Below are 17425 nucleotides of genomic sequence, written 5' to 3' on the forward strand. Positions count from 1 at the left end.
GCGCCGACCAACATCCCGGGTGAGGGGCGCCGCCGTGCCGGCGCGGACGGCGGCCACCGACGTCCCGGTCGGGATCGGAGGCGACCGCCCGTGACCTCCTCCGACATGATGGGGGCATGACCGCCGTCTCCCCCCCGGAGTCCGCTGCCCCGTCCCCCGGCCCGCCGCCCGTCGACCGGCGCGTGTCCCGCCGCATCGCCGCCATCACCGAGTCGGCGACACTGGCGGTGGACGCGAAGGCCAAGGCGCTCAAGGCCGCGGGCAAGCCGGTGATCGGCTTCGGCGCCGGCGAGCCGGACTTCCCGACGCCGGACTACATCGTCGAGGCCGCCGTCGCCGCCTGCCGTCAGCCCGCGATGCACCGGTACACCCCCGCCGGCGGGCTCCCGGCGCTCAAGGAGGCGATCGTCGCCAAGACCGCGCGCGACTCGGGCCTGCAGGTCACCCCGGCCAACGTGCTGGTGACCAACGGCGGCAAGCAGGCCGTGTACGAGGCCTTCGCCACGATGCTCGACCCGGGCGACGAGGTCCTGCTGCCCGCCCCGTACTGGACCACCTACCCCGAGGCGATCGCCCTGGCCGGCGGCGTGCCGGTGCCCGTCGTGGCCGACGAGGAGAGCGGCTACCTGGTGTCGGTGGCCCAGCTCGAGGCCGCCCGGACGCCGCGCACCAAGGTGCTGCTGTTCTGCTCGCCGTCCAACCCGACCGGCGCGGTGTACCCGCCCGAGCTGGTCGAGGAGATCGGCCGCTGGGCGTACGAGCACGGCCTGTGGGTGCTCACCGACGAGATCTACGAGCACCTCACCTACGACGGGGCGACCGCGCCGTCGATGCCGGTCGTCGTCCCCGAGCTCACCGACCGCTGCGTCGTCGTCAACGGGGTCGCGAAGACCTACGCGATGACCGGCTGGCGGGTCGGCTGGGTGGTGGGGCCGGCCGACGTCGTCAAGGCCGCCACCAACCTGCAGTCGCACGCCACCTCCAACGTGGCGAACGTGTCGCAGGCGGCCGCGGTCGCCGCGCTGAGCGGCGACCTGTCGGCCGCCGCCGCGATGCGGGAGGCCTTCGACCGGCGGCGGCGCACGATCGTGTCGATGCTGCGGGAGATCCCCGGGGTCGCCTGCCCGGAGCCGCGCGGCGCGTTCTACGTCTACCCGTCGGTCAAGGCGCTGCTGGGCCGGCCGATCGGTGGGCGGACGGCGGCCGACAGCGTGCAGCTCGCCGAGATCGTCCTCGAGGAGGCGGAGGTCGCCGTCGTCCCCGGCGAGGCCTTCGGCACGCCGGGCTACCTGCGGATGTCCTACGCCCTGGGCGACGACGACCTCGTCGAGGGCGTGACCCGGATGCAGCGCCTCCTCGGCTCGGCCGGCTGAGCGCGGACCCCGGCCTCGTCCACAGGCTCGGCGAGGCCCCGTCCCGGGCCGGCCTCGTCCAGAGGCTCACCGCGAGCTCGCCAGCGGTGAGGAGGACGGGGTCCTTCACTCGTCGAGGGCGCCCGCCTCGATGAGGACGTCGAGTGCCGCCGGCAGGTCCTGCAGCGCCCGGGCGACGTCGTCCGGGGTGGCGATCGTCCAGGCGTTGGCGTCGACGTAGCAGCGCAGCGCGGCGTCGAACGCCTCGGCGCCGGCGGCCTCGCGGGCGGCCAGGAGCGCGGCGCCACCCTTGGCGTACACGCGGCGGAAGTAGCCCCCGGCGGTGTCGAACTCGTCCATCCCCGCGCCGACCTCGCCGGGGGTGTCCAGCGCCTGCCCCGCCGTCTCCTCGGACACCGGGAAGACGATCGACTCGGCGTAGGTGGCGAAGGCCTCGTCCAGCCACGGGTCGCGGAACTGCGAGTCGCCGACCATCCCGTAGAACCACATGTGCGCGACCTCGTGCACCAGCACGAGCCGGTCGGCTCCGGCCAGCAGGATCGAGCTGGGGTACTCGATGCCGCCTCCGTCGTCGGGCAGCAGCGGCACGGTGAGCGTCGCGTACGGGAAGCGGCCGAATCGGGCCTCGAGCTCGTCGATCGCCGCCAGCGTCCACGCGGTGAGCTCGCGGGCCGGGACGTCCGCACCGGGGAGCACGCCGGTCGTCACCTCGACCCCGCCGTCGCTGGTGGCGCTCGCGGTGTCGAACCCGCCCACCGCGACGCTGACGTCCCGGGCGACCGGCTCGACCGACGTCCAGGTGCGGCGGCCGTCCCGCGGCGCGGAGGGCTCGGCCTGGTCGCCGGTCATGAGGACGCTGAGCGCCTCGGGCGCCGAGACGCGGATGGTGGTGTCGGCGGCAGGGCTGGTCGCGGTCTCGCCGGGGAGGTCGACGAACGGGTCGCGGGCCCAGCCGACCCCGGGCTCCCACGCCAGCAGCGGCGCGCCGCTGGCCCACCAGTAGACGCCGCCGGCCGCACCCACCCGCTCGAACCCGCCCTGGCCGAGCGTGAGCGTGAAGTCGAGGGCCACCTCGGTCGCCTCGCCGGCGGCGAGCCGGTCGGCCAGCCGGACGACGTACAGACCCCCGGGATCCTCGGCTCCCGCGTCCTCGTAGCCGCTGCCGGCCACGTCGTCCCCACGCGCGGCGTCCACGACCAGGCGGTTGCCGGCGGTGGCAGGGTCGGGGCCGTTGGGCACCAGCCGGAAGACCAGCTCGCCGGTGGGCAGGTCGGGCGTGAAGACGACCGTCTCGGTGCCGGTGACGGTGCGCAGGTCGTCGGCCAGCCGGACGTCGAGCTCGACGACGGGCCGGTCGGGGTCGGGCTCGGCGCGCCCGGCGCAGTCGCCGTCGGACGGCGTCGCGGGAGGCTGCTGCGGGGCGGGTGAGCGCTCGGCGGCCAGGGTGTCGACGAAGGAGGTGCCACAAGCGGGGAGCAGCAGGACGGCACCGAGCAGCAGCCCGGCCCGCCGCGACCTCACGCCAGCTGGACGGTGGCGCGGGCCAGCGAGAGCACCTTCTCGCCGCCGCTGGTGACCGTGAGGTCGACCCGGGCGCGGCCGTCCTCGCCCAGCGCGCCCACCTTCCCGCGGACGGTCACCTGCGCGCCCGTGCCGTCGTCGGGCACGACGACCGGCCGGCCGAACCGCACGTGGTACTCGACCAGTGCGCCCGGGTCACAGGCCCAGGCGGTGACGGCGCGCGCAGCCAGGGCCATGGTGAGCATCCCGTGCGCGATCACGCCGGGCAGGCCGACCTCGGTGGCCACCCGCTCGTTCCAGTGGATCGGGTTGAAGTCGCCGGAGGCACCGGCGTAGCGGACCAGGTCGGCGCGGGTGACCGGGTAGGTCTGCTCGGGCAGCTCGGTGCCGACGGCGACGTCGGCGGCCCGCACCGTGGGGCTCACGATGCTCTCCGTTCGCTCCCGGGGGCCGCTCCGCTCCTCGCTCGCTGGCGCTCGCTGCGATGCTCACGCCCCTGTCCGCTCACGCGGTCCCCCGGGCGACGAGCATGGAGGTGGCCGAGCAGACCGGTTCGCCGTCCTCGGTGGCGACGTCCACCCGCGTGGTGAGCAGGTCGTTGCCGCCGACGCTGCGCACGGCCTCGATGGTGGGCGTGGCGACCAGCCGGTCACCGGCGCGGATGGGCCGGTGGTGGGTGAAGCGCTGCTCGCCGTGGACGACGCGGCTGTAGTCCAGGGCGACGTCGGGGTCCTCGACGACGACGCCGGCCGCCGACAGCGTGAGGGCGATGGCGAAGGTGGGCGGCGCGATCACGTCGGGGTACCCGGCCGCGCGGGCCGCATCGGCGTCCCGGTGCACCGCGTCGGGCGCACCGATCGCGTCGGCGAACTCGGCGATCTTCTGCCGGCCGACCTCGTAGACGGCGGAGGGCGGGTAGCCGCGCCCGACCAGTGCCGGATCGAGCGCCATGCTCCCGCCCTCCCTCTCGCTGGACCGCTGGGTCAGCGCGTCTCGCGGTGCACCGTGTGCTTGCGGTCCTTGGGGCAGAACTTCTTCAGCTCGAGCCGGTCGGGGTCGTTGCGCCGGTTCTTGCGGGTGATGTAGTTCCGGCTCTTGCACTCCTGGCAGGCCAGGGTGATCTTCGGACGGATGTCGGTGGCTGCCACGGGGCGCTCCTCGCCTTGTCGGTCCGGGACCGGCGGACGCCGGACACGGCGACGGACCCCACAGGTGGGGTCCGTCGGGAGTAGCGGTGACCGGATTTGAACCGGTGACACAGCGATTATGAGCCGCTTGCTCTGCCTGGCTGAGCTACACCGCCGGACGTGGCCGTGCGACCCGGTCTCGGCGACCGGGCCGAGCGGCCACTGTGTTGTTCCAGAGCCCCTTTACGGAATCGAACCGTAGACCTTCTCCTTACCATGGAGACGCTCTGCCGACTGAGCTAAAGGGGCGGGCTTCGAGCCGCCAGGAACTGTACCCGACGCCTCCGGTGGTCCGTCGCAGGGGGTCCCCGGGGCGCTCAGGAGCGCACGAACAGGCGCCGGTGCGGCGTCCCGGGCACGGCCGAGCGGACGCCGGTGCGGGCCAGGATCCACTTCTCCAGCCGCTCGTCGGGCAGCGGCCGGCTGACCAGGAAGCCCTGCAGCTTGTCGCAGCCCATCTCGGCCAGCAGGTTGCGCGTCAGCTCGTCCTCGACGCCCTCGGCGACCACGCGCAGGCCCAGGTTGTGCGCCAGCTCGATGATCGAGCGGGCGATGAACGACTCGCTCTGGCTGGTCGACATCCCCAGCACGAAGGACTTGTCGATCTTCACCTCGTCGATGGGCAGGTGGCGCAGCTGGGACAGCGAGGAGTAGCCGGTGCCGAAGTCGTCCATCGACAGCCGCAGGCCCAGGGCGTGCAGGTCGGTCAGGACGCTGCTGCTGCGCACCGAGTCGTCGACGACGCTGCCCTCGGTGAGCTCCAGCGTCAGCAGCTCGCCGGGGACGGCGTGACGGCGCAGCGCGCGCCGCACCCGGTCCACGAGGTCCGGCTCGGTGAGGCAGCGGGCGGAGAGGTTGACGGCGACCGACAGCGCGATGTCCTGGTCCAGCCACCGCCGGCAGCGGGCCAGCGCCAGGTCGAGCACGTGGTCGGTCAGCGGGCCGATCCGGCCGATCTGCTCGGCCAGGTGGATGAACTCGTCCGGCGCGACCGCCCCGTACCGGGGGTGCGCCCAGCGCACCAGCGTCTCGACCGAGACGATGTCGGAGGTGCGGGCGTCGATGATCGGCTGGAAGACCACGCTGATGTCGCCGTCCGCCATCGCCTGCTCCAGCTCGGTGCCCAGCTGCAGGCGGCGCAGGCTCTGCTGGTCGAGCACCGGGTGGTAGCTGGCCACGCCGCTCTTGCCGGCGCCGGCCAGGAGGGCGACGTCGGCCCGCTGCATGAGCGTGCCGGCGTCCGCGCCGTGCGCCGGGGCGGCAGCGACGCCGATGGTGAGCGTCACCTCGAGGTCCAGGCCGGCGACCCGGGCCCGCGTGGAGGTCGCCTCGCGCAGCCGGCGCGCGGCCCGCTCGGTCGCCGGCAGCGACAGACCGGGCAGCAGGACGGCGAACTGCTCGCCCTCCATGCGGGCCACGAGGGCCTGCGGCGGCGCGTGCTCGCGGAGCAGGCCGGCGGTGACCAGCAGCAGCTCGTCGCTGGCCGCGTGGCCGAGCGTGTCGGTGACCTCGGTGTAGTTGTCCAGCGAGGCCAGGATGAGCCCTGCTCGCCCCGCGAGGGGGTCGGCCTCGAGCAGCTGGTCGATCTCCACCGCCAGACGCTGCCGGTTGGGCAGCCCGGTCAGCCGGTCGTGGTCGGCGTCGTACCGGATCTGGGTCAGCAGCTGCTGCTGCCGGATGGCGGCGTTGACGTGGGTCAGCATCGAGTCCAGCGCGGCCCGGTCACCGTCGGCGAACGTGACGATGTCGTGGCGCCGGTCACACACCTCGAGGTAGCCCGGCTCCCCGGCGGCGGTGGCCACCGGCGCGGCGAGCAGGTCGTGGGCACCGCGGCGGGAGAGGGCGACCGCCTCGGCCTCGGTGGCGCGAGTGAGTGACACCAGCAGCGGCCCCTGGACCGCTCCCTCGGTGGCCCGCCGCCGGAAGAGGTCGTCGGGGTCACTCGGGCCGTCGTACCAGCTCCGACCGTCGTCCGACGCGACGACGAGCCGCGGCTCCTCGTCGAGGTACGGCGGCAGCCACAACGCCACGCGTTCGGCGTTGAAGAGCTCACGGATGGCCTCGACCAACCGTCGCGGCCCGTCCTCGTCGGCGAGGATCTGCTCCACCTGCCGGGCGAAGGCGTAGACCTTCTCCAGGTCCTGCCGCTCGCGCGAGACGGCGGCGAACCGGCGGTAGAGGAGGACGAGGCCCATCGTGAGCGGTGCGATGAGCAGCAGCGACCACACCGTGGCGTCGACCAGGAGCAGCACCGACAGCCCGACGAGGACCGCCATGGGCGTGACCGTCGCGGTGGCGAGCAACAGGCTGGTCCACAGGGCGCGGCCGGGATACCCCTGCGTGGCCACGATCGCGAAGCGGATGAGCACGCCGCCGACGAGCGTGGCGAGGGCGACCGCGACCAGGTAGGACAGCCACGTGACCGGCTCGGTCACCTCTCCGACCGGCAGCAGCTGCAGCACGCCGAAGGCGACGGCCACCTCGACGACCGCCACTGCGGTGTTGGCGATGACCTTGGCGGGACTGAAGCGCTGCGCGATGCAGACGGCGCCGACCGCCAGGGCTCGGGTGAGGGCGGTCCAGGTGGGACCCACCTCCACGAGGGCCACGACGAAGACCAGCTCGGTGGCCGAGATCGACACACCCTGTCGACGGAACTCGACGTGGAGGTTGTAGCACTCGGCCACGACGAGGCCGGCCAGGATGGCGACCACGACCACCGGGTTCACCAGCAGGAAGCCGGTCGACCCCACCCACAGGGCCGCCGGCAGCGCGATGACGAGACTCAGCCAGCCGATCGCAGAGGGCCCCAACAGGGCAGTCCGCGGGCGCTGCTCGACTGCGTCCTGCTCGGCCACTGACACCTGTCTTCGCCGGGGGGAGGTGGGCGGGGCCGAGGCTAACAGCGGGACGCTACTCCTCCGCGGTCTCTCCAACGCCCTCCCCTCGGTCGAGTGAGAGGAAGGCCGGCGAGGCGTCACGTGCACCCGCAGCCGCCGCGACGAGTGCCGGTCGGTCGACGAGGTGTCGCGTCGGCGGCGGGTGCGTCAGGAGGTCAGGCCGCCTGCCGGCTCCACTTGTGCCCACGGCTCCACTTGTGACCCCGGCTCCACTTGTGACCACGGGTGCTGACGAGCTTGACGGTGCTGCTCATGACGCCTCCTCAGGCATGAAGGACTGCTGTGTGGGGAACTGGGCAGTCGTCCAGGCGCGGGGGCAGAGCGATGGGTACGGACCGCGCCGGAGAGATTGCTGCCCGTCACCCGTTAGAGGCAAGCACCGCCGAACGTCGCGCCCCAGACAGGCGTCATGGCGTTACTCAGCGTCACAGAACGTGACCGCGTGTACTCCATCAGTAGTACGCGTGGCGTCCGCTGTGTCAGCAGGGACTCCGGCGCCGGGTGGGAGCCGGCCGCCCGGCGTGTCGTGGCAGGACCAGGTCCCGAAGCCGGCGTCACGGCTGCGAGGCTCCACCACGGGGCGCCCCGTCCGAGGGCGGGGACCGGCGCCGCCCGGGGAGGTGCCTTCCGGACGGGAGCTGGCTCCGACGTGGGTCAGCGGCGGCTCCACAGGCCCAGGCCCAGCAGGGCGAGCACCACGGCCACCGCGGCGACAACCGTCCACACCCCGCTGACGGATCCGGTTTCGACGACGACCACCGCCATCAACGCCGCCACGACGGCGACGACCACGACGGCCGGCCACCTGCTGGGCGGGACGTCCCGCCCCGTCCTTCTCCGCTTCTTCGAACGTGCCCGCTTGCTCATGAGACCTCCACAGGGACTCTGGGACTGGCATGTGCGGTGGTCGTCCAGGCGCGGGGGCAGAGCGATGGGTACGGACCGCGCCGGAGAGATTGCTGCCCGTCACCCGTTCCGCGCAGGCACCGCTGATCACCACGGCAGCAGGAGGCGTCATGCCGTCACTCACGATCACGACACGTGACCGTCGGTACCCTGATCGGGTGACAGGCGCGACCCGCACGGGGCGTGGGACCCGACGGTCCGCCCGGCGAGCGGCCGGCCGGCGTGTTGCGGGCGGTCCACAGCCCCGCGCGCGGCTGACCGTGGGTCCCCCGATCGGGTCCACAGCCGTCCACAGCCCCGTCCGCAGCCCGTGGACGGGCACTGCGGTCGCCTAGGGTGCCCGCGTGCGACGGGACGAGGACGACGCCGAGGGCGGCTCGACGCTGCCGCTCGTCCTGGTCTGCTGGCTGGTCGCCGCGCTGATGGCCTTCGGCGCCATCGCGGCGTCCGACGCCTTCCTGGAGCAGCAGGCGGTGCAGTCGGTCTGCGACGGCGCTGCGCTGGCGGCGGCCAACGCCACCGACGAGGCAGCCCTCTACGCGACCGGCGTGGGGACGGCGCTGCCGCTGACCCGCGCGAGCACGCAGACGGCCGTGGCCGACCAGCTCGCCGACGGCGGGACGGCGTTGGACGCCTGGTCCACCGGGACCGACGGGGTCGAGGTCACGGTCCGGTGCACCCGCCAGGTGGAGATCGCCTTCGGCTGGCTGTTCCTCGGCGGGCAGCCGCTGGAGCGCACCGCCGTCGCAGGCGCCCGCGCCCCCACGACCCCCTGAGACGCGCAGCGGCCCCCGACCTCTGCGGAGGTCGGGGGCCGCTGCGCACCGGGTGTGGCGGGTGAAGGATTCGAACCTTCGTAGGCTAAGCCGACGGATTTACAGTCCGCTCCCATTGGCCACTCGGGCAACCCGCCGTGGTGGTACCGGGAGATCGTACAAGACACCGGAGACCGGCTCCGGCGGTGCCCCGAGGCGCGCCGTGGCGGGTCGACGACAGATCGAAGGAGCAACCGACACATGGCCGACTCGTCGTTCGACGTGGTGAGCAAGGTCGACCGCCAGGAGGTCGACAACGCCCTCAACCAGGCCGCCAAGGAACTGTCGCAGCGCTTCGACTTCCGCGGCACCAACGCCACCATCGCCTGGGCGGGCGAGGAGGGCGTCACGCTCCAGGCCGACACCGAGGAGCGGGTCTCGGCCGCGCTCGAGGTGTTCAAGGAGAAGCTGGTCAAGCGGAACATCTCGCTGAAGTCGCTCGACGCCGGCGAGCCGCAGTCCTCCGGGAAGTCGTACAAGATCGGCGCTCGCATCAAGCAGGGCATCGAGTCCGACACGGCCAAGAGGATCGCCAAGATCATCCGGGACGAGGGTCCCAAGGGCGTCCAGGCGCAGATCCAGGGCGACCAGCTCCGGGTCAGCGGCAAGAAGCGGGACGACCTGCAGGCGGTCCAGCAGCTGCTGCGCGGCAAGGACCTCGACGTCGCCCTGCAGTTCGACAACTACCGCTGACCTGCGGCATACCCGCAGGTTATCGCGGTGTCGGGGTGGTCGGGTCCGCACGGAGTCCGCAAATGAGCGGACCACCACGGCCGTGACCACGCAGTGATGGCGGCCGCTGAGGGTCGGCCGCTGCGGTGTGGTCAGGCATCCCCGAAGGGACTCCGGAGGCTGGTCGACACCGGCTGACGGCCGCCGCGCGTCCGCACACCTCCCTCCGTCGGAGGACGGGGAACGGGACGCTCGCCCGTGCCGTTGGGCGGAGTGTCGCCGGTCCGCCAGGGTGGTGACACAGCCCCTCACACGCCTTGGTGTGTGAGCGCAGGGCCCGCCTCCGGCGGGCCCTTGCATCTTCCCGGGCCCACGAGCCGGGCGGCCGCCTGATGGTGTGCCCGTCGGCGTCGGTCAGCCTGACCGACAGCTGACACTGCGCCAGGGCGCTCCTGCGGATCTGCTTGAAGAACGCTTTGCGGTTGTATCGCATCGACGCCTCTCGCAGGACCTCGAAGGCCTGTTCGGCGGTTACGTGCCGCTGCGACATAATCAGACCCTTGGCCTGCTCGATGACCGCCCGCGACTCCATGGCGAGGCGCAGATTGGCCGCTTCCACCGCGAGTCGGCCATGCGCCTGGGTGTTTGACCATCGCGACCGCGACGATCTCGGCGACGATCAGCGTCGCGTCCAGAGCCGCGGGTGTGGCGAAGGTCGCCGGCTTGCTCGACTACGCGTTCAGGGCGCCGATGACCGTCCCCTGGTAGGGGCACCGGGACCGACAGTGAGCTGCGTACGCCGTGCTGGAGGACCTGGGCGGTGTAGTCCGGCCACCACTGCTCGGTCCGCATGTCGTCGATGCGCAGGACCACCGCCCCTCGGCCGGCGTCCAGTTGTGGGCCAGGCGCCTGTCCGGGCCTGGGGCCTGCCCTGGCGGTCTTGTCGTTCGACTGCGTGTGGTCCTGTTCGGGCCGCCCTACGCCCAGTCGGCCTCGAGCCGGGCTGGTCCCTGTGAACGCGCGCCGCGCGCCGGTGTGTTGTGCTGAACGCAGCCCGCTGTCGCGCCATTGCACGGCAGCGGGTCGGGCCGCGCGTGTGTAGAAGCCGCACGCGGGGCCGCCTGGCGCACGGGGGACTGCCCGGGCTGGCTGGTCCGTGTCAGGGTGCGGTGTGAGCACTCCGGGCGGTGAGAATCTGAAACAGCCGGGGCAGCCCTCGGCGCAGGACACCGGCACGACGGCCGCTCTGGACGAGCTGGCCCGGCGACTGGCCGAGGCCGCGCGTGGCATGCAGCAGCTCGATCCTCAGCAGGTGTTGGACCGCGTCGTGAGCCTGGCGGTGGCGATGGTGCCCGGCGCCGACCAGGCCACGATCACCATGGTCCGCGCACGCCGCCACGTCTACTCAGCCGCCGCCACGGGAGACCTGGCCGCCTGGTTCGATGCCCTCCAGAACGAGACCGGTCAGGGGCCGTGCCTGGACGCCATGTGGCAACAGCAGACGGTCCGGGTCGACGACCTGGCCGCCGACCCCCGTTGGCCCGTCCTCGGCCCCCGCGCCGCAGCGCGGGGAGTGGGCAGCATGTTGTGCCTGCAACTGTTCGTCCACGAGGACACGTTGGGCGCGCTGGACCTGCTCGCCCATGAGAAGGCGGCCTTCACCGACGAGTCTGAGCACATCGGGTTGCTGCTGGCCAGCCACGCCGCCATCGCCGTCGCGGACGCCCAGAAGCTGGAACACGCAGCCATCGCCCTGGTGAACCGGGACATCATCGGGCAGGCCAAGGGCATCCTGATGGAGCGGTTCAAGATCACCGCGGATCAGGCATTCGATGTACTAGCCAAGCTCAGCCAGGACACCAACCGAAAGCTGCACGCGATCGCGGAAGACCTCACACACGCAGGGACGCTCGACCGCTGACTTCCCGTCGGTCAAGATTGCAAGGACACGCCGTAGCCGGTCCGGACGGACCTGACCCGAGGTCCCAGCAGGGAATCACAGCCGCCGAGCAACCCCGGCCGACCGTCAAGTGAGCGGATCAAGCCCGGTGTGTCCCGTGGGCCGCCTCTAGGGACAGGTCCGAGGCCTCGGTCCGCCGTCCCCGCACAGGGGTCCCCTCGCGGGCACCGGGTTTTCACCTGCTCGGGTGATCAATGTGTGCAAAGGCAGGCAGCGCATGTCCGCGGTGATCACCGTCCGCCCGTAGCGGCTGCGGCCGTCGCCGGTGACCGACGCACCGGAGCGCCGGCTGCGGCCTGCCTGTGGAGGTGCGCCATGACGGCGCTGTCGATCGGCTACGCCCGGGTATCCACCGACGCCCAGGACCTCACCGCCCAACGCGACGGGCTGCCCGCCCTCGGCGTCGACTCAGGTCGGATCTACGTCGACCACGGCCTGACCGGCACCAACCGCGAGCGCCCCGGGCTGCGCGAGGCGCTGGCCGCTTGCCGGGAGGGCGACACCTTGGTGGTGACCAAGCTCGACCGGCTGGCCCGCTCCCTGCCTGACGCACGCGCCATCGCCGAGGAGCTGACCCGGCGTCAGGTCCGGCTGAGCCTGGGCGGGTCGGTGTACGACCCGCACAATCCGGTGGGGCGGCTGCTGTGCAACGTGCTGGCGAAGGTCGCCGAGTTCGAGGCCGACCTGATCCGCCTGCGCACCCGCGAGGGCATGCGGGTGGCCAACGCGGTGAGCTTCACCGCGGGCGAGCGTATGACTGTCCCGCAAACCGAGAAACTCCCGGTGCGTGATCACGATGGTGATCGACTCGCACATCGGGTGGCCCGCCACGGCGCCCTGTCGCGCCGCCGGTTCACCGCTGCTGCCCTCGCACGCAGGCGCCGGTCCGTCGCTCTGTGTAGATCGTCCCGAGCCATAAGCGCAGCCCAGGACGCCGCGCGCTGCTACCGAAGCGGACGACGCCTAAGCCGACAAGTCGGCTCGTGTCATGGCGCGGACCAGCCGCACTGACCCCGTGAACGGGCACCTGCGGGTCGTAACGACTGGCGGGTCGACGACGACGGTGACCTGGATGTTTGCTGCAAGACCTATGGACATGCGCTGTGGCGCAATTCACAGTCCTGCCCGGGGTCAGGGGGAGGCTCATCAGGGCCCTACGCAGGTCAAACGACCGACTGCAGGTTGAAATCTCTCAGCGAGGAGCCCCCATGAACCGTTTCGCACGCGCCAGCCTGGTTATCGTCGCAGGCGCCGGTCTGAGCCTCACGGCATCGCCGGCGCTGGCGCACGACGATCCCAGCTTGCCCGAGGGCAGCGGCGACTGGACTCCGATGGAGGAGCTGGACCCCGCCTACTACGACCCGATCGACATCGAGGCGTGCGGCACGACCGTCACGCTGTCCGCCGGTGACGTGACCGAGGTGGAGGGCCGGGAGACGGCACTGCCCGACGGTGACATGCTGCTCGAGCTGCGCGGCGGGTTCACCATCGACCTCACACGTCAGGACACGGGCGAGGTGATCGATGAGCTCGACATTTCCGGCCCGACAACGGAGCTGTTCAGCGCTGACGGCACGCACATCATCGGGGTCTACCACGGACCGTCGATCCTGTTCCCGTTCCCCGAGCTCGGACCGGTGGACGCCGCGGCCTTCGAGGCGGCGGGGATCCCGGACCTGGCGTACTTCAAGAAGGGCGTCGTCACGTTCGACCTGGTCATCAACCCGGAGACCGGTGAGGCCGTCTCCGAGGAGGCTGACGTGGACGCACGCCTGCACGACTTGTGCACGTGGTTCGACGGGAACCGCGGGCACGGGAACGACCGCCACCACCACAACTCCTGGGATGACGGCCGCTGATGCGCACGCTGACCAGCGCCGCACTGACCGACGCGGCCACCGTCGCACTCGCCTTCACGGCCAGCCCCGCCCTCGCCGCTCCACCGGACGAGCCGGGCAACGGCCAGGGCGCCACGGTCGACCGCTACGCCGAGTGCTTCGAGGGGGCGTGTCTCGAGACGCAGTCCGTCACGAGCACCGACGGCGACCGCGTCGTTCAGAACCGCAAGGGCTCGACGGAGTTCGAGGAGCCGGTCGGCAGCAACGACATCGTCTCCAACAAGGGGCGGGACCACATCGTGCAGACGGGCAACGTCTCGCAGCAGTCCAGCAGCGCCCAGTACACAACTGCCGACGGAACCACCTGCCGCTACGGATACAGCTCGACCCAGGCCAACGGGGAGACCCGCCAGTCCCGGGTCAACGAGCCCACGTGCATGTGAGGAGCCAGCCATGAACGCACAACACTGCGCCGCCTGGTCGTCGCCGGCGTCACGGCCGGCATCGTCCTGACGGGCACGCCCGCCCTCGCCGGCCACGGAGGCGACCACCGTCCGCGTTCAGGAACGCCTCCGGAGCCGCGCGGGCTGTACCAGACCGGGCAGATCGAGTGCACCGCCACGTACCCCGGACGGCCCGAATGCACCGCCCGTGTTCGTGTGCTCGGAGGACGAGCGCCCGGAGGACGAGCGCCCGGAGCAGGCCACCTTCCCCGACACAGGAGTGCAGAACCGGGAGAACAGCTACGAGAACAACAACCCGAACGACTGACGCAGGCCCTGAGGGACTCGAACCCCCAACCACCCGCTTTGGAGACGGGTGCTCTACCAGTTGAGCTAAGGACCCATGCCCGGCGGCGCCGCCCTGGCTCCCCCGACTGTTGGGTAGTTGTGGCAGCGGCACTTCCTTGACCGTCGGAATAAGCTCTCCCGACGAAAGCGGGGCGCGTCGGGGATGACCAGTCCGGGTGTCGGCATCGGCGGGTGATGCACGCTTTCCCAAGATCAGCGGTGCAGTTCGGCGTCACCGGCTGAGATGGCCTGGAAGCTGCGCGGCAACGCCGACTGCTCGTTCCGATCGCAGTCGGCGTCGTCGTGGGCCTGGACGGGCGCTCGCCGTCCTGGCGGGCGGGCTCAACCGATATCGGCGCGTCGGCCGACCTTCGCCGGCCCGGCGGCCGTCCATGCGTCGGCCTTGCGAGGCCGGTAGGCAGCACCGCCGGCGTTGAGCCGGTCGGCGACGTCCCGCCAGCGCAGCCCGTCGGCGCGCAGGTCACGGACGGCGACCAGCACGCGCTGCTCGCGGGCGACCTCGCCGTCCTTGGACCAGCCGAACGGGTAGCGCCCGACGGCCTTCCCGCCCTGTGCGGCCTTGGCGCGTCGGCCGTCGCGCAGGCGCTTGATGATCAGCGGTCGATCCAGCTCCGCGAAGACGCCGGCCATCTGCCGCACGGCCGTGTGCATCGCGCGGGACGGTGGGAGGCCGGCTTCACCCTGGACATCGCGCACAAGGCGGTGTCACGGGCGGATACCGCCTACGTGGCCGGCTGCGTGTTCCGTGCGGTGCTCCTGTGCGCGCACGCCCTGCACGGGTGGGCCGGGCGGTGGCTGGTCAACGAGAAGGGCGCGATCGCCTCGGCCGGGCGCCTGCCTGCGGCGCCACCGGGCTTCACCGTCCGGGCCCACGGCGTCCTGGCCCATCTCGGGACCAGCCCGAGCAGCTGCAGGCAGCGATCACTGCCGCTCAGGCGCTGCTCGACGACGTCCGCGCCATCTGCACACCGCCCCACTAGCCGATCGACTAGTGGAACGGGGCCGATAGGCGCGGTCAACTCCCCCGTCCGCTGACCTCCCGTACCCGGTGCCCGGTGCCCGCGTCCCCGTCAGCGGCGTTGGCCGTTGCCGCCGTAGGTGGCGCGGCGAGAACCCCGACACCAGCCTGGACCGGCTGGCCACCGCGGCCACCGGACGGCGGTGACCTTCCCTGCGCCCTCGGACACCGGCCGCCTCGACCAGCACCGCGCCGTCCGCCGCGTGCCATGGCAGGTTGTGCGGCAGGCTGGCCGGGTGAGCGAAGCGGAGCTGCGCGGCCTGGTCAAGTGGAGCGTTCAGGACGCGCCGCCCGAGGCCCGCGCAGGGCGGGTGCTCGGCACCGTGCTGCATGCCGTCTCCGCCGTGGTCACCCTGGGCGCGGACGCTGCCGTCGGCGCCCGCCGCCCGACCTGGACGGTGCCCGCGGACCCGGCCGCCTACCTGGACCTCGGCGTCGTCCGGCTGCACTGGCCGGCATCCGGCCCGGGCGAGTTGGTAGCGGCCTCACGGGAGGGCGTCTGGGCGGTCGCGCCGGGACGCCCGCCTCGGGCGCTGCCGGTCGGGTCGTGGCAGGTGGTCCGCGCCGTGCCGGACACCGGCTCCCGGCGGCCACGGCAGGCCGGTGCGCCGTGGCAGCTCGAGGTCACCGACGGCACGAGCACTGGGACGCTCGCCGGTGCCTGGCTCGCGCTGGCCTGGATCGGCTCCGTCGCCGGCTGGCCCGTGCCGGCCGACCCCGGGGCCGGCACGTGAACGACTGCTCGTTCGACGCCTCCGTCGCCGAGCGCTCCCACGCGCGGCCGCAGCCCGGCGTCAGTGCGCCAGTGAGGTCGCGCAGGGTGCTGTGAGCGGCCGGGGATCGAGGCCACGTCATTGACCGCACACAACCGTGTACCTCAGGTCAGTTCGACAACTACCGCTGACCTCCGCGCCGGTCCTCGGCCGGCGGGCCGGGCACCAGCCGAGGACCGCTACACCGACGCCATCGCGCGCGGTCGGACCCGCGGGACGTAGTCGCCGCGCTCGTCGAGCACGTACCGCTCGGCGCCCGCCGGATCGGCGGCGATCTCCCGCAGGGCCTGACCCAGGAGCGGGATGTCGGTGAGGTAGGTCTGCCGGTTCGCGCTGACCCGCACCGCCCCGGGGAGCCGGTGGCGGGCCCCGGCGCGGACGTCGGCGTGGAACCGGTCGACCTCGGCGTCGGACAGGCCGAGCAGCCGGCCCATGTACGGGTGCGCGCAGAAGCAGCCGCTGCGCGTGCCGATCGCGTACTCGTTGGCCAACCGGGCGGCCAGCAGCCCGTGCGGCACACCCTCCAGGTTGAAGGCGGCGACCGGCAGCCGGTCCCCGGTCACCGGGCCCAGGCGGTGCAGCCCGGGCACGGAGCGCAGCTCGGAGTCGAGCGCCCGCACCAGGTGGTCCTCGTGCGCGCGCACCGACGACCAGCCGTCGCTGCGGAGCTCGTCGGCGGCCGCGGTGAGGGCGACGACGCCGACGACGTTGGGAGAGCCGGCGTCGTCGCGGTCGGGGCCGTCCGCCCAGACGACGTCGTCGAACGAGACTGCGCCCACCGCTCCCCCTCCGACGAGGAAGGGCTCCCCGTCGGCGAGGAGGGCGCGCGGCGCGACCAGCGCGCCGGCGCCGAAGGGCGCGTACATCTTGTGGCCCGAGAACGCGATGACGTCGATGCCCAGGGCGGTGATGTCCACCGGGCGGTGCGGCACCAGCTGAGCGCCGTCGACCACGACCAGGACGCCGCGCTGGCGTGCCGCGGCGGCGATGGCGCGCAGGTCCGGCAACCAGCCGGTGACGTTGGAACCGCCGGTGACGGCCAGCACGCGGGGCCTCGGGTGCTGGTCCAGCGCGGCCTCGACGGCGGCGACGTCGAAGGTCCCGCTCGTGTCGACGTCGACGACCCGCAGCCGGGCGTGCCGCCGCCACGGCAGCAGGTTGGCGTGGTGCTCCACTGCCGTGGTCACGACGACGTCGTCCTTGGTCAGCCCGAGCCGGAAGGCCAGCAGGTTGAGCGCCTCGGTGGTGTTGCGCGGGAAGAGCGCCAGGTGCGTGCGCGGGTCGCCGCCGACGAAGCGCACCATGATCTCCCGCGCCTCCTCGTACCGCTTGCTCGTGAGCTGCGACCGGATGCCGGCGCCGCGGTGGACGCTCGCGTACCAGGGCAGGAACTCCTGGACCGCTTGCGCGACGGCCACCGACGCCGAGCTCGTGGCAGCGGTGTCGAGGTCGACGTACTGGCGCGGCCCGCCGTCCAGCACGGACACCCACAGGTCGTCGCCCACGTGCTGGCCGGCGGTGAAGGACAGGGGGATCTCCATGGCAACCTGATCGACACCCCACCGCAGAACTTGAACGACCGGGCGGACATCCCCCCGAAGGGTCATGGGCGCGACCGCCGTCACACGGACCGCTCAAGCCGGGGCGCGT

The 17425-nt window shown here is 72.5% G+C and carries 17 protein-coding genes and 4 tRNA genes; 8 read left to right on the top strand and 13 right to left on the bottom strand.

Translation table 11 applies throughout. The features are described from left to right. Nucleotides 1–116: 116 nt before the first annotated feature. Nucleotides 117–1373 (top strand): pyridoxal phosphate-dependent aminotransferase, encoded by a 1257-nt coding sequence (locus BLW63_RS13265; protein ID WP_091156766.1) that lies wholly within the window; start codon nucleotides 117–119, stop codon nucleotides 1371–1373. Nucleotides 1374–1478: 105 nt separating this feature from the next. Here the strand turns inward: BLW63_RS13265 and BLW63_RS13270 are convergent, their stop codons facing one another. The 8 genes from BLW63_RS13270 to BLW63_RS26125 all read right to left on the bottom strand — a co-directional run bounded on the left by BLW63_RS13270 (nucleotide 1479) and on the right by BLW63_RS26125 (nucleotide 7848). Continuing rightward, nucleotides 1479–2894 (bottom strand): M1 family aminopeptidase, encoded by a 1416-nt coding sequence (locus BLW63_RS13270; RefSeq protein ID WP_244522550.1) that lies wholly within the window; start codon nucleotides 2892–2894, stop codon nucleotides 1479–1481. Beyond that, entirely contained in the window at nucleotides 2891–3319 is a 429-nt protein-coding gene (locus BLW63_RS13275; protein ID WP_091156770.1) for a MaoC family dehydratase, read from the bottom strand. The genes BLW63_RS13270 and BLW63_RS13275 overlap by 4 nt, the downstream gene beginning before the upstream one ends. 79 nt (nucleotides 3320–3398) lie before the next feature. Beyond that, nucleotides 3399–3845 (bottom strand): FAS1-like dehydratase domain-containing protein, encoded by a 447-nt coding sequence (locus tag BLW63_RS13280; RefSeq protein WP_091156774.1) that lies wholly within the window; start codon nucleotides 3843–3845, stop codon nucleotides 3399–3401. Nucleotides 3846–3877: 32 nt separating this feature from the next. Next, on the bottom strand, nucleotides 3878–4042 hold the full coding sequence (gene rpmG, locus BLW63_RS13285) for a 50S ribosomal protein L33 (RefSeq protein ID WP_091156778.1): 165 nt from the start codon (nucleotides 4040–4042) through the stop codon (nucleotides 3878–3880). A gap of 81 nt (nucleotides 4043–4123) precedes the next feature. Next, nucleotides 4124–4197: transfer RNA gene (locus BLW63_RS13290), tRNA-Met, on the bottom strand. 60 nt (nucleotides 4198–4257) lie between these two features. After that, nucleotides 4258–4330: transfer RNA gene (locus tag BLW63_RS13295), tRNA-Thr, on the bottom strand. Nucleotides 4331–4398: 68 nt separating this feature from the next. Continuing rightward, nucleotides 4399–6939 (bottom strand): putative bifunctional diguanylate cyclase/phosphodiesterase, encoded by a 2541-nt coding sequence (locus BLW63_RS13300; protein WP_091156782.1) that lies wholly within the window; start codon nucleotides 6937–6939, stop codon nucleotides 4399–4401. A gap of 696 nt (nucleotides 6940–7635) precedes the next feature. Continuing rightward, nucleotides 7636–7848 carry a hypothetical protein gene (locus tag BLW63_RS26125; protein WP_139263535.1) on the bottom strand — a complete coding sequence of 71 codons (213 nt, stop codon included), beginning with the start codon at nucleotides 7846–7848 and terminating at the stop codon, nucleotides 7636–7638. A gap of 383 nt (nucleotides 7849–8231) precedes the next feature. Between BLW63_RS26125 and BLW63_RS13305 the strand changes: the two genes are divergently transcribed. Beyond that, nucleotides 8232–8663, top strand: coding sequence for a pilus assembly protein TadG-related protein (locus BLW63_RS13305; protein WP_091156785.1), 432 nt, complete (start codon nucleotides 8232–8234; stop codon nucleotides 8661–8663). Between the two features lie 55 nt (nucleotides 8664–8718). Here the strand turns inward: BLW63_RS13305 and BLW63_RS13310 are convergent. Continuing rightward, nucleotides 8719–8800, bottom strand: a tRNA-Tyr gene (locus BLW63_RS13310). A 103-nt stretch (nucleotides 8801–8903) separates the two neighbouring features. On the opposite strand from BLW63_RS13310, the gene BLW63_RS13315 reads away from it, so the two are divergent. After that, complete coding sequence (locus tag BLW63_RS13315) at nucleotides 8904–9395, top strand: YajQ family cyclic di-GMP-binding protein (RefSeq protein WP_091156789.1); 492 nt, start codon at nucleotides 8904–8906, stop codon at nucleotides 9393–9395. 19 nt (nucleotides 9396–9414) lie between these two features. On the opposite strand, the gene BLW63_RS27965 is transcribed toward BLW63_RS13315, so the two are convergent. After that, nucleotides 9415–9966 (bottom strand): ANTAR domain-containing protein, encoded by a 552-nt coding sequence (locus BLW63_RS27965; protein WP_170856768.1) that lies wholly within the window; start codon nucleotides 9964–9966, stop codon nucleotides 9415–9417. 579 nt (nucleotides 9967–10545) lie between these two features. Here BLW63_RS27965 and BLW63_RS13325 point away from each other — a divergent pair. The 4 genes from BLW63_RS13325 (at nucleotide 10546) to BLW63_RS13340 (ending at nucleotide 13615) form a co-directional block, all read left to right on the top strand. After that, nucleotides 10546–11295: a GAF and ANTAR domain-containing protein gene (locus tag BLW63_RS13325; protein WP_091156793.1), complete on the top strand. Its 750-nt coding sequence runs from the start codon at nucleotides 10546–10548 to the stop codon at nucleotides 11293–11295. A gap of 354 nt (nucleotides 11296–11649) precedes the next feature. Beyond that, nucleotides 11650–12345 carry a recombinase family protein gene (locus tag BLW63_RS27970; protein WP_244522551.1) on the top strand — a complete coding sequence of 232 codons (696 nt, stop codon included), beginning with the start codon at nucleotides 11650–11652 and terminating at the stop codon, nucleotides 12343–12345. Between the two features lie 197 nt (nucleotides 12346–12542). Further along, nucleotides 12543–13193: a hypothetical protein gene (locus BLW63_RS13335; RefSeq protein ID WP_091156797.1), complete on the top strand. Its 651-nt coding sequence runs from the start codon at nucleotides 12543–12545 to the stop codon at nucleotides 13191–13193. After that, the gene (locus tag BLW63_RS13340; protein WP_091156801.1) at nucleotides 13193–13615 is read left to right on the top strand and encodes a hypothetical protein; all 423 of its coding nucleotides are present in this window, start codon (nucleotides 13193–13195) and stop codon (nucleotides 13613–13615) included. Before BLW63_RS13335 ends, BLW63_RS13340 begins: the two co-directional genes overlap by 1 nt. Nucleotides 13616–13945: 330 nt before the next feature. Here BLW63_RS13340 and BLW63_RS13345 read toward each other — a convergent pair. Together BLW63_RS13345 and BLW63_RS26810 are read right to left on the bottom strand one after the other, a co-directional pair. Next, nucleotides 13946–14018, bottom strand: a tRNA-Trp gene (locus tag BLW63_RS13345). Nucleotides 14019–14305: 287 nt separating this feature from the next. Next, complete coding sequence (locus BLW63_RS26810) at nucleotides 14306–14635, bottom strand: serine integrase family protein (RefSeq protein WP_170856753.1); 330 nt, start codon at nucleotides 14633–14635, stop codon at nucleotides 14306–14308. 603 nt (nucleotides 14636–15238) lie between these two features. On the opposite strand from BLW63_RS26810, the gene BLW63_RS13360 reads away from it, so the two are divergent. Further along, nucleotides 15239–15736 carry a hypothetical protein gene (locus BLW63_RS13360; RefSeq protein WP_139263536.1) on the top strand — a complete coding sequence of 166 codons (498 nt, stop codon included), beginning with the start codon at nucleotides 15239–15241 and terminating at the stop codon, nucleotides 15734–15736. Between the two features lie 218 nt (nucleotides 15737–15954). On the opposite strand, the gene BLW63_RS13365 is transcribed toward BLW63_RS13360, so the two are convergent. Further along, nucleotides 15955–17316, bottom strand: a complete 1362-nt coding sequence (locus tag BLW63_RS13365; RefSeq protein WP_170856754.1) for an aminotransferase class V-fold PLP-dependent enzyme — start codon at nucleotides 17314–17316, stop codon at nucleotides 15955–15957. Nucleotides 17317–17425: the final 109 nt, after the last annotated feature.

It is taken from the genome of Geodermatophilus africanus (assembly GCF_900107105.1).
GTDB lineage: Bacteria > Actinomycetota > Actinomycetes > Mycobacteriales > Geodermatophilaceae > Geodermatophilus > Geodermatophilus africanus.